This window comes from Acinetobacter sp. ACZLY 512, assembly GCF_023614015.1.
GTDB lineage: Bacteria > Pseudomonadota > Gammaproteobacteria > Pseudomonadales > Moraxellaceae > Acinetobacter > Acinetobacter soli.
The window spans coordinates 231632-244792 of record NZ_JAKIVI010000001.1 but is presented as its reverse complement, the minus strand read 5'-3'; the positions used below and the strand labels follow the sequence as shown (position 1 = coordinate 244792).

Here is a 13161-nt window from a genome sequence, read left to right as displayed (position 1 = left end):
AGTTAAAATGAAAAACATCCACAAGGTTGTGGATGTTTCGACGCGCAATCAAATTACTCGACAGCAGCATACATTGTGATTTCAAAACCTAGACGAATGTCTTCAAAAGCTGGTTTGGTCCACATAGCAAAATCTCCATTTTAGAAATCATCTTGAACGCAGAAGCATATATTATTTTTATTTAACAAAAGCTATTTTTTGACATAAAACACATAAATTTTGTGCGCTCATCGTATCAATTGCTGCAGTTTTACTTAATAACTTACATTCGCCATACAAACCAAATCTTATTTATAGTAATTGAAATAGTAAATGGACGGTTTAATTTTTTAACCGCCCGAAACTTTTTTACACCACGAGATTTATTTATCTAGCGTTTTACACAATGAGCAAATGGTGCCGTGATGCTTGTGAGAGAACAGTACATCTGGGCGTTCATATGGCTGATCACACACGATGCACTCATAAATGGTTGCCACAGGCGTACCTTCGGCATCGAAACGAGGCTCTTGAATGCCGTCGTGCGCTTGCTTGATGTAGTATTTGCCTTTGGTCAAAATGCCCATCAATGGCGTCATTACAAACGCAACCACCAGCGCGATGATGGGTGAGTAAGCGGCCAAAAAGCTGCCAAATAATCCAAAGAATGCAGCAATTGAAAGTCCCGCTGCGGCCAAAAATGCCACCAAACCCACAGGATTAATATTGTGCAGCATATCGCGGCGATATTCTGGCTCTTTTGGAGAAAGCTTTAAGAGATATTTATTGATAGAAATATCGGTTGCAACCACCACCACCCAAGCGATGGCAAAGTTAGAATAAAAGCCCAGAATTTTGCCCAGCACTGCAAACATGTTGCCTTCCATCAGTGCCAGAGCAATGACCAGATTAACCATCACAAACACGATACGACCCGGATAATGTTTGGTCACGCGCGTATAGGCACTGGTCCATGCCAATGAGCCTGAGTAAGCATTGGTCACATTAATCTTGATTTGTGAGATCACCACTAAAATCACGGCCAGAGAGAGTGCCAACCAGCCCGGCAGCATGTCATGAAATGCGGCATTAAACTGTTGTACAGGTTCTGTCGAGTTAATGCCGGGTACTTTGGTCAGTAAGTAAAAACCCAAAAATGCCCCGATAATTTGTTTAATCGCACCCAAGATCACCCAGCCCGGACCCGCCGAAATCACGGCTGCCCACCATTGTTTGCTGTTTTGTTTGGTTTTGGCAGGCATAAAGCGTAAGTAATCAATCTGCTCACCGATTTGCATAATCAACGACAAACATACACCGGCACCCAGCATAATCGCGGCCATGTCCATCGGTGCGAAGCCTTCTGCACCGGTGTAACTGGCAAATTGACCCACCAGATTAGGCTCTTTGTGAATCAGATATGCCACAGGGCCAATCATCAGAATCAGCCAGATCGGTGTCGTCCAGACCTGTAAGGTACTTAGGGCTTTCATGCCATAAATCACCAGTGGAATCACCATCACCGTAGAGATGAGATAACCCAGCCATAACGGAATACCTAAGCCGAGCAACAGCCCTTGTGCCATGATCGAGCCTTCAAGGGCAAAGAAAATAAAGGTAAAGCTGGCAAAAATGATACTGGTCAGCACTGAACCAATATAGCCAAAACCGGCACCGCGGGTGATCAAATCCAGATCAATATTATAGCGCGCAGCGTAATAGGCCAGTGGAATACCGGTTAAAAAGATAATCAGCGCTGCAAATAAAATTGAAAAAACGGCGTTGGTGGTGCCATAGGCCATACCAATACTGGCACCAATTGAAAAGTCGGCCAGATAGGCAATGCCGCCCAATGCTGTAATGGCCACCACCTTAGGGCTCCAGCGGCGAAAACTGTGCGGTGCATAGCGCAGTGTGTAATCTTCGAGGGTTTCATTCACGGCTTTACGTGAATCGGCGTCGTCGACGGTACCAATAGTTGAATGCTCGGATGCGCGCATAAGCTGGATCTCCCCACAGAACGAATAACGGCAATATTGGATTGCTTGATGTAGAGGAGTCTGTCGGGTTAGGGCAAAATTGGAAATACGTTATTTTGCGTATACGTGCGCATGCAATAAGCATAGCAATCTGCGTCAAGATTTGGCAAAGTGGCCATATAGCCTAAGTCTGCCCAGCCATTGCTCGCCATGTCAAATTCTTCAAGAACTCCGCACGCACCACAACGTGTGATTAAAACACGTCGTGACTATAATCTTTGGGTGGCCGACCAGAGTATCGAAGATTTTGCGCTGCGCTATGCACCAGCGTCGGTACGCAAATGGTCGCCGTGGACAGTCACCAATACTGCCATCTCGACGGTCAGTTTTCTGGCCATGGAAGCCATTGGTGCCACTATGCTGTGGCAATACGGTTTTAGTAATGCCATTTGGGCGGCGATTGTGGTGTGTCTGATTATTTTTATGACCAGTTGGCCGATCAGTTACTATGCAGCGAAATATAATGTCGATGTCGATTTACTTACGCGAGGCGCAGGCTTTGGTTATATCGGCTCGACCATCACTTCACTGATTTACGCCAGCTTTACCTTTATTTTGCTGGCATTTGAAGCCGCCATTATGGCGATGGCGCTGGAACTGGCACTGAATATTCCGCTGAGTATTGGCTACTTAATTTCTGCACTGGTCATTTTGCCTTTGGTGGTGAAAGGCATAGGGTTTATCAATAAAGTACAAGCCTATACTCAGCCGCTATGGCTGATCTTGTTGGTGCTGCCGTGGGTCGTGGTGCTTTGGAAACAACCACATTTGCTCAGTGACAGCATTCATTTTGCGGGTGCAGTATCGGCCTCAAGCGATTTTAACCTGTATTATTTTGGCGCTGCCTGCACGCTGATTTTTGTTTTTGTGATTCAGATTGGCGAACAAGCCGACTACTTGCGCTTTTTGCCACAACAGCAACAAGCAAAGCGTTCGTGGCATCTTGCAGTATTTTTGGGTGGCCCATCATGGATTTTGGCGGGTTTTCTTAAAGTTTGCATGGGGATGTTGCTCATGCTATTGGCTTATCAATTACTGGTTCCGATTGCTGAATTAGATAACCCGACCTACCTCTATTGGATGGCTTATCAGCAGTTTATTCCATCGCCGCAAATCGCCTTGTTACTCACGCTGTTACTGGTTTGTCTGGCGCAAATCAAGATTAATGTCACCAATGCCTATGCGGGCTCGCTGGCGTGGTCAAACTTTTTTGCGCGTTTAACACATAGTCATCCCGGCCGAATTGTGTGGTTGATTTTTAATGTGCTGATTGCAGTGGTACTCATGGAGATGGGAATTATCCATGCGGTCGAGCGAATTTTAGGGCTATATAGCAATCTGGCGCTGGCATGGATTGGCGCCGTGGTGGCAGATCTAATGATTTGCAAACCGCTTGGACTAAGTCCCAAAGGGATTGAGTTTCGACGTGCTTACTTGTACGACATCAACCCTGTAGGCGTAGGTGCGCTGGTGATTGCATCATGTGTCTCAATGCTATGCTATTTGGGAGTGTTTGGCCTTACGGCAAAAGGCTTGGCCAGTTTTATTGCACTCGGTACGTCTATGCTCTGTGTGCCGCTCATTGCATTACTTACCCGTGGCAAATACTACCTTGCTCGCCCACCTGAACAGATTGCCTCAACTCCTGTAGCCACTTGCGTGGTGTGTGAGCGTGATTATGAAGTAGCCGATATGGCAGTATGTCCAGCCTATCAGCACTCAATTTGCTCACTCTGCTGCTCACTCGAAGCACGCTGTCATGATTTATGTAAGCCGCATGCCCGCTGGACAGTACAGCTTAAAACATGGATCGAGCGCTATTTACCCAAAGCATGGTCACAGCGATTAAATACTCGCCTGAGCCAATATTTACTGTTAATGCTCTCGCTCGGGCTTATTTTAGCGGTGTGTTTAAGCTTGGTGTATTTACAAGAAAAAACCTATTTGGAAGCAGTTAACGAGCAAGCTATCCAGCAATTATTTACTTTATTTTTAAAAATCTACACCATTTTATTTCTACTGATCAGTGTTGCGGCGTGGTGGTTGGTGCTTAATGATCAAAGCCGCCGTAAAGCTGAGCAGGAGACGCATCAACAAACCCGTTTGCTCATAGAAGAAATCGCAGCGCATGAGCAAACCTCACAGCATCTTTACGATGCCCGTATTCAGGCCGAGCGTGCCAATGAAGCCAAAAGTCGTTATGTGGTGGGCATTAGCCATGAACTCAGAACACCACTCAACAGTATTTTAGGTTATAGCCAGTTATTACAAAAACAGGAGCAGCTTTCGCCACAAGGCCAGACGGCACTGGGTGTGATTAGTCGAAGTGGCCAGCATCTGACCTCGCTCATCGATGGTTTACTGGATTTATCACGTATCGAAACCGGTAAGATCAGCCTGAATATGGTCGATGTACATTTTCCTCATTTTATCGAACAAATGATTCAGATGTTTCAGCCGCAAATCGAGCAGAAACGACTACATTTTATTTGTGAGGTGAGTGAGCATTTACCGGAATATGTCCGAACTGACAAAAAAAGACTGGAACAAATTTTAATCAATTTGCTGGGGAATGCGCTTAAATTTACCACCAAAGGTGAAATCCATTTGAAACTGGAATATCGTTTTCAAACGGCCTATTTTGAAATTCGAGACACCGGATGCGGTATTGCAGCGCAAGATCTTGAGCGGATTTTTAACCCATTCGAGCGTGGCAGTAATGTGGTGCAGGGCGGGTTTACCGGAACCGGGCTTGGACTACCGATTGTGAAATTACTGGTCGATTTGCTTGGTGGCCAGCTCTCGGTAACAAGCGAGCTAAATCAGGGCTCATGCTTTAAAGTTAAATTGTACTTGCCTTCTAAGGCGCTGGTACACCCTATTTCAAATGTACAATCGAATCAGATCACGGGCTATATCGGTGAACAAAAACGGATTTTAGTGGTCGATAATGAAGCCGTCGATCGAGGTTTGGTGGCGAATTTTTTACGCCCACTTGGTTTTATTATTCAGGAAGCAGAATCAGGTATCGATTGTTTAAGGCAGGTGCCAGTGTTTCAGCCCGATCTGATTTTAATGGATTTAAATATGCCCATGATGGGCGGCTGGGAAACGGCACATTTACTACGTCAAAATAATATTACCAACGTCCCGATCTTGATTATATCGGCGAATGTGAATGAGCGTGAGGGTAATCCGCAAGATGCCGTATTAAGTGAAGACTTTATGCTTAAACCGATCGATCTGAATTTACTTTTAAATAAAATTGGCGATAAATTGGGGCTTACGTGGATTGATCAGTCTATAACTTCAACCACACAAACCTCCCTAGCAGCGCCAACATCAAAACCGATTTCTGCTCAGCAATCGACGACCACAGCGGTCGTAAATGAGCCTCAACCTACTCATACACAGTCGATGACGTTTGATCAGGCTTTGAATCATCTAGAGCAACTGATTGCGCAGGGCTATATACGCGGTATTCAGCGCGCCGTGCAACAGTATCAACATGATTTTCCAGAATATAACGAACTATGGGGACAACTGAATCAATCTGTGCAAAAATTTGACTTAAAACACGCACGCCAATTACTTCAGGACGCACGATGAGTCAGGACATTGCTTCGATTTCTCCATTTCGCCCGCACGATCAGGCGGTGATTTTAATTGTGGATGATGTGCCTGAAAATCTGGGATTATTGCACGAAAGTTTGGATCAGGCGGGTTATCAGGTATTGGTCACCACAGATGGTTTAAGTGCGATTGAAATTGCGCACCGCTGTCAGCCAGATATGATTTTGCTCGATGGCAATATGCCACATATGGATGGTTTTGAAAGTTGCTTACAGCTCAAAGCCAGCCCAATTACGCAGTTTATTCCCGTCATTTTTATGACCGGATTGTCTGAAACTGAACATATTGTCCGTGGCTTTCAGGTGGGTGGCGTCGACTATGTCACCAAACCACTCAATATTGAAGAAGTTCTGGCGCGGGTAAAAACTCATCTGGCGCATGCGCAGCTTTTACGTCAGCAAAAGCAGGTAATTGATGCCACTGAAGTCGCGATTTTGGCACTCGATCAGCTCGGGAAAATTGCATGGACCACAGAGAAAGCCAATATTTTGCTGAACCAGTATTTGCAAGATCGTGAACGCTTTGAAACTGGTTTAACACAGTGGTTTGCCGAAATTAAATGCGATAAAGACAATAAAAAGAAAATGAGTTGCACCTATTCTAGTGCATCACATCAACTGCAACTTATTTTACTTACGCCATGGCACGATCAACCCGTGGGTCACGCCACTTATCTGGTGCAAATTAAAATGTCTGCTCCGGCCTTGGGCGTTGAGGAGATTTTAAAATATTGCCCGCAACTGACCCAACGAGAAGCGGAAGTTTCGCATTGGCTGGCACTGGGTAAAACCAATAAAGATATTGCCGAGATATTAGAGCTCAGCCCAAGAACCGTAAATAAGCATCTTGAGCATATTTTTGAAAAACTCTGTGTGGAAAACCGTACGGCGGCCGTGGCTTATATGAATAGTTTGGTGCAAGAAAATACGATGTGAGGAGGGGTATTTTTAGCCTTTCTAAATCATCTATGCGATGACGAACAGGTGAATCATGAGCAATTTGCAACCGTTTCTTTTCTAAATCATCTATGCGATGACGAACGGCATGAACGTCAACGTCTGCAATATTTTCTAAATCATCTATGCGATGACAAACTATATTTTCTGGCAAGTAATAGAGTATCGATATTTCTAAATCATCTATGCGATGACAAACTATATTTTCTGGCAAGTAATAGAGTATCGATATTTCTAAATCATCTATGCGATGACGAACTATATTGTGAAACAGGTAAAACGTAATCAGATTTTCTAAATCATCTATGCGATGACAGACGAAAGAGTCCACGAATACGAATCATGTAATGTTTTCTAAATCATCTATGCGATGACGAACGCAAAGTAAAAGCTTGCATCAGATGTAAACTTTTTCTAAATCATCTATGCGATGACGAACCGTACGTGATTACTACCGTGGCAAGCTACTACTTTCTAAATCATCTATGCGATGACGAACTCAAAAACCCACTCGAGTTCGCATTCCAGATTTTTCTAAATCATCTATGCGATGACGAACCCTCTATCTTTAAAATACTGGCCATTGTTTGTTTTCTAAATCATCTATGCGATGACGAACAATATAGTCGTAACGTCTTAATGCGAGTGAATTTTCTAAATCATCTATGCGATGACGAACTACCCCGCCAACTGTTGCAGCACGTTGGTAGATTTCTAAATCATCTATGCGATGACGAACGCTATCCTTTGGTTTTTGCATCGAATTGCATTTTTCTAAATCATCTATGCGATGACGAACTTGCAACAATAGAACCTGATGAAATTGCTACTTTTCTAAATCATCTATGCGATGACGAACTTCAACCAGTAGTTTTTTCGGCCATCTTTTTTTTTCTAAATCATCTATGCGATGACGAACTGGTCATTTTGCAAGTGTGCATATCGTTCAGTTTTCTAAATCATCTATGCGATGACGAACTTCAACCAGTAGTTTTTTCGGCCATCTTTTTTTTTCTAAATCATCTATGCGATGACGAACATAAGTCAACGTATAAATTAAATATTTATGCGTTTCTAAATCATCTATGCGATGACGAACTACTTAAGCCTACCTTTTCACACGGAGTGGTCTTTCTAAATCATCTATGCGATGACGAACGGCCTATCTTCAGATGCAACCCTATCGGGCTTTTTCTAAATCATCTATGCGATGACGAACTGATTGTTCTGACATGCCAACCTCCAGATCGTTTTCTAAATCATCTATGCGATGACGAACAGAGGTTTTGTGTCACGGATCTTACCTGATGATTTCTAAATCATCTATGCGATGACGAACGCATGTGATGATGCTCAGGATCGACTTTGATTTTTCTAAATCATCTATGCGATGACGAACAATTAAATTTGACATGATGACTCCCAAGTATTTTTCTAAATCATCTATGCGATGACGAACAATTAAATTTGACATGATGACCCCCAAGTATTTTTCTAAATCATCTATGCGATGACGAACTCTAGCTCAAACGATTTTATATATCGATCCGTTTTCTAAATCATCTATGCGATGACGAACGATTGGCGGGGCCGAAGTTGATACCAGTGTTGTTTCTAAATCATCTATGCGATGACGAACAACGGGTGGCACTTTGGCGGTGAGTGATGTCGTTTCTAAATCATCTATGCGATGACGAAATTAGCAAGCTGTTCTCGGAATTCATTTGTTTTTTTCTAAATCATCTATGCGATGACGAACATTTATCTCGACTCATCGACCAGCCACGGTTTTTTCTAAATCATCTATGCGATGACGAACACAATCTGCTAAATAATTATTTAACTCATTCATTTCTAAATCATCTATGCGATGACGAACTTTGAAGATCGAAAAGCAGAACTCGATGAAGATTTCTAAATCATCTATGCGATGACGAACTCTGAACTATGGAAATCTTGGTGCGCTCGGCGTTTCTAAATCATCTATGCGATGACGAACCGCACAAACGTTCCTTTCGGTTTGTACGGTTGTTTCTAAATCATCTATGCGATGACGAACATGTGAGGTTGTTCAATCGAGATGATGGAGATTTTCTAAATCATCTATGCGATGACGAACTTTTTGCATTAAGCTTTTTTGACACCGCCCTTTTTCTAAATCATCTATGCGATGACGAACTTTGCCAGATTTTTTATAGCTCCCTTATGACGTTTCTAAATCATCTATGCGATGACGAACATCTTCAGGAATCTGGTTTTTGATGTCTTGTGTTTCTAAATCATCTATGCGATGACGAACATCCAATTGAAGTTACTCAAAATCAACCGGTTTTTCTAAATCATCTATGCGATGACGAACTTCCCCAGTCGAATACACAGATCGTTCGGAAATTTCTAAATCATCTATGCGATGACGAACGAATAGTGAGTTTAATCAAAATATTTCGGGATTTTCTAAATCATCTATGCGATGACGAACTACAAGACAATCTCAAGCATAATCCCATCAATTTTCTAAATCATCTATGCGATGACGAACGATTATTTTTATTTTTGTTAGGGGGATTTATTTTTTCTAAATCATCTATGCGATGACGAACGGCTTGATAAAATATTTTTTGAAAAGGTTCAATTTCTAAATCATCTATGCGATGACGAACCGGTATTTAAAATATCTAATCATATTCATTATTTTCTAAATCATCTATGCGATGACGAACATTTTGTTGTGTCAGCTTGTCCATTACCGCGCTTTCTAAATCATCTATGCGATGACGAACCACAAGCTCTAGGCGCTTATCACGATCATGTATTTCTAAATCATCTATGCGATGACGAACAGCACCTATTTTTATTTTAAGGATACCAAAATTTTCTAAATCATCTATGCGATGACGAACGGTAATAAAGTAACTGAACTTGATGATTTGAATTTCTAAATCATCTATGCGATGACGAACAAAAAGTTATTTTCAATCGTCATGGCCAGAACTTTCTAAATCATCTATGCGATGACGAACATGTGACAATGCGAGGAAGTGCGAGAAGTGCATTTCTAAATCATCTATGCGATGACGAACAAGATGTATCAATTACCGTTTCAACTGAAGATTTTCTAAATCATCTATGCGATGACGAACGATCAATTCCTTAGAAAGAATCCAGGAATAGGTTTCTAAATCATCTATGCGATGACGAACTATATACTTGGCCCAGCGGACCAAAAATTAATTTTCTAAATCATCTATGCGATGACGAACTAAAGCTTCTTCAAGTGTGGGGAATCGTTCACTTTCTAAATCATCTATGCGATGACGAACATGGTAAGCCTGAGAGTGCAGATGTCATAAAATTTCTAAATCATCTATGCGATGACGAACGGGACCAGTTTTTTAACCGTATGATTGCTGAATTTCTAAATCATCTATGCGATGACGAACAACAGGACTTACACCCACCAAAGGGTGATAAATTTCTAAATCATCTATGCGATGACGAACGCTTAAACTTCAGGAGCTTGGCGTAACTAACTTTTCTAAATCATCTATGCGATGACGAACGTACTGTATTACATACAGTTGCAGAGTTTGTTTTTCTAAATCATCTATGCGATGACGAACGATTCTTCCTTGCGTATCAATATCGCCGGAAATTTCTAAATCATCTATGCGATGACGAACTACGGCACCATCAAAATCACTGATACTAAAAATTTCTAAATCATCTATGCGATGACGAACTGAATTGGCTGACAGGCTCTTCGTACCAGTCATTTCTAAATCATCTATGCGATGACGAACAAAGCCCACAGCAATACAGAGCTAACGATTGCTTTCTAAATCATCTATGCGATGACGAACGCCGCTAAAACGCGTCCACGCGTGATCATGCTTTTCTAAATCATCTATGCGATGACGAACGGCTTTGCGCTATCAAGGTTATCAAGTTGAGTTTTCTAAATCATCTATGCGATGACGAACAATAACATGAGACATATCCGACGATACAACAGTTTCTAAATCATCTATGCGATGACGAACAAAAACCCCGACTAGCGGGGTCAATTTTTACTTTTCTAAATCATCTATGCGATGACGAACGGATGCTCTACACGTACCCTATGCCGCTGGCATTTCTAAATCATCTATGCGATGACGAACTATAAAAATCTGACTCTAGAGCAGTTCAATGCTTTCTAAATCATCTATGCGATGACGAACACTATCAGGACATCCAAGATCTGTTTGCCAAATTTCTAAATCATCTATGCGATGACGAACGATATGTAGGCTGCTTAATTCCTGCTGCTTGGTTTCTAAATCATCTATGCGATGACGAACGCAAAATGATGAATGCGCATAAGTTTGTGGCATTTCTAAATCATCTATGCGATGACGAACATACGCGGTTTGGCTTGGGTTGCACTTCGTTGTTTCTAAATCATCTATGCGATGACGAACTGTTTACGTTGTCCTCAGCAGGTGCGTAATCATTTCTAAATCATCTATGCGATGACGAACTTGAATGGCGTGAATTAAAAGCTTGTGACTTTTTTCTAAATCATCTATGCGATGACGAACATCCTTGGCGTCTAAGAAAGCTAATCGTCTCTTTTCTAAATCATCTATGCGATGACGAACAATTGCTTAAACTTGAGTGTAATAGTTGTATTTTTCTAAATCATCTATGCGATGACGAACCTGTGTGATTTGACTTCACAATAAATGGATTTTTTCTAAATCATCTATGCGATGACGAACACAATGACCTGAAATCCGGTTTTCGTCATCATTTTCTAAATCATCTATGCGATGACGAACATCGAGCAAGGCGGGCAATACGATGCGGCAATTTTCTAAATCATCTATGCGATGACGAACTAGAGTTAAGTCAAAACAAAACCCTTAATATCAATTATATAAGCTTTTAATGAGTAAAAATACTTCGTTATGAACCACTTGACTTAATTGTATGATTTTATTTGATTTTACTACAAATGTCTGTAATGAAGCTAAACATGTAATCTAGAAGATCTTGGTCTTGGCATATTTCTATAAGTTGCATTCGGAATTCTTTTTGATTTAATCCTTTTGATGCGCATATAAAAGTAGTTGGCATCACAAATGCATCTTTCACTAAGTCGGCAAGATCAAATACTAAACCTCCGCGGCGTGTTTTGCCATGCAAGATAGGTAATGCAAAACTAATTCCCATACCATTTAAAGCAACTGCCGCATAGCCATAGGCAATATAATTTCCGTGATCTAAGTAGTTATTCGCGATATCGGTAAGAGTATCGTGTGAGTTTTTGCCTTCATCTCGTTTAAAGTCAAGATTAAATCCTTTGGCCAATTCTTTATACAGTGCTTTGGCCCAACGTCCTTCGGCTGCAAGTAATTCTTGTTGATTTTCGGATCGATCAATATCTTGTTTAAACGTATTTAAAGCGTTGTCATCAATATAAATACCGTGCTGAATCAAATCTAAATTCTTCTTCCATGATTGTGAAACGAGCACAATACGTTCAAGTAATAAAATTTTAGCCATAAGCAAGCGTGCATTGTCATCTAACCATGCCTTCATCCAAATTTGCATATATTCAGTGGGTCGGTATTCGCTTTGAGGTGCTAAAAATGTTAAATCTAATGATGAAAATAAAGGGGAACCACCAGAGCCACAAAACCCAACCATCACATTAGATTCTGCTAAACGTCTGGCAGCCGCATCTGTTAATGAACTACCTTTACCAAGGAGTAAAAAGGCAGTGTTTTTCTCTGGAATATTATAAAAATATTCCACAGGCTGAGAGTTATCCGTCAAGTAAACAATTCGATCATCTTTTAAAACGACACGAACTTTTTCCAGATAAAATACGCAAGCACGCTTTGATAGCATCACTGGGCGGCTGCGTTCTTGACGGAGTTGACTCATACTATATTTCCTTAAAAAACGGGAAGAGCAAAAGGGCTTTCCTTACGGGCAAGACCGTAGCTATCTGGCAGCCCGTATCCAGCGTTTTCACTTTCCTGAACATCAATGATGACTGTAAAACCTTGACCTGTACTTTGGCTTATCACCTGAAAAAAGGGCATTCCTTTGGCGGTTTTTAAACGTCTATCTCTCAAAGGTTCATTCTGATGAGAAAGTTTTGTACGTTCAGCTTTCTGAGTCGGAATACGAAACTTTCGATAACTTTTCCAGCCCGAAATTTTGGCAGTGGGAACAGGAATTGCCACACCTAAAACAGTATAGTCACGAATTTTCCAGTGCCCTTTAATTGCTTTTATTAATTCATCTAATTCATCGTGTTTTTCTGCAAAAATCCGCAAAATATCAAAGTTAGGTTTAGCTGAACGGCCATGTTTTTTTTCAAAAAATTCCTGTTTCGCTATCAATTTATCGGACATCTCCAACGCAAGAGCATAATGCGCAGGCAGTTTTCGAAATGCGCCATGAATGACACTGTAAATTTGATTACGAATATGACCCAGTTTTACATCCGTATCATCTGATGATTCAAGAACACGGATATCCAGATAGTAATTGGCATCCAT

6 protein-coding genes and 1 CRISPR repeat array are annotated in these 13161 nt (G+C 41.5%); of the genes, 2 read left to right on the top strand and 4 right to left on the bottom strand.

Annotated features, from left to right (window positions below; all coding sequences use genetic code 11):
- Nucleotides 1-53: 53 nt before the first annotated feature.
- Nucleotides 54-125 (bottom strand): pyrroloquinoline quinone precursor peptide PqqA, encoded by a 72-nt coding sequence (gene pqqA / locus L2096_RS16090; RefSeq protein ID WP_011182532.1) that lies wholly within the window; start codon nt 123-125, stop codon nt 54-56.
- Nucleotides 126-362: 237 nt separating this feature from the next.
- A complete protein-coding gene (locus L2096_RS01120) occupies nt 363-1979 on the bottom strand; it encodes a purine-cytosine permease family protein (protein WP_111811730.1) in 1617 nt (538 codons plus the stop codon).
- Nucleotides 1980-2168: 189 nt separating this feature from the next.
- Here L2096_RS01120 and L2096_RS01115 point away from each other — a divergent pair, with 189 nt between their 5' ends.
- Nucleotides 2169-5627, top strand: coding sequence for a hybrid sensor histidine kinase/response regulator (locus L2096_RS01115; protein ID WP_250364723.1), 3459 nt, complete (start codon nt 2169-2171; stop codon nt 5625-5627).
- Nucleotides 5624-6586: a response regulator transcription factor gene (locus tag L2096_RS01110; protein ID WP_250364722.1), complete on the top strand. Its 963-nt coding sequence runs from the start codon at nt 5624-5626 to the stop codon at nt 6584-6586. Before L2096_RS01115 ends, L2096_RS01110 begins: the two co-directional genes overlap by 4 nt.
- Before the next feature lie 18 nt (nt 6587-6604).
- Nucleotides 6605-11487: direct repeats of the CRISPR family, unit length 28 nt; unit sequence TTTCTAAATCATCTATGCGATGACGAAC.
- A 97-nt stretch (nt 11488-11584) separates the two neighbouring features.
- Here L2096_RS01110 and cas1f read toward each other — a convergent pair.
- On the bottom strand, nt 11585-12538 hold the full coding sequence (cas1f, locus tag L2096_RS01105) for a type I-F CRISPR-associated endonuclease Cas1f (protein WP_250364721.1): 954 nt from the start codon (nt 12536-12538) through the stop codon (nt 11585-11587).
- An 11-nt stretch (nt 12539-12549) separates the two neighbouring features.
- Entirely contained in the window at nt 12550-13161 is a 612-nt protein-coding gene (locus L2096_RS01100) for a type I-F CRISPR-associated endoribonuclease Cas6/Csy4 (protein ID WP_250364720.1), read from the bottom strand.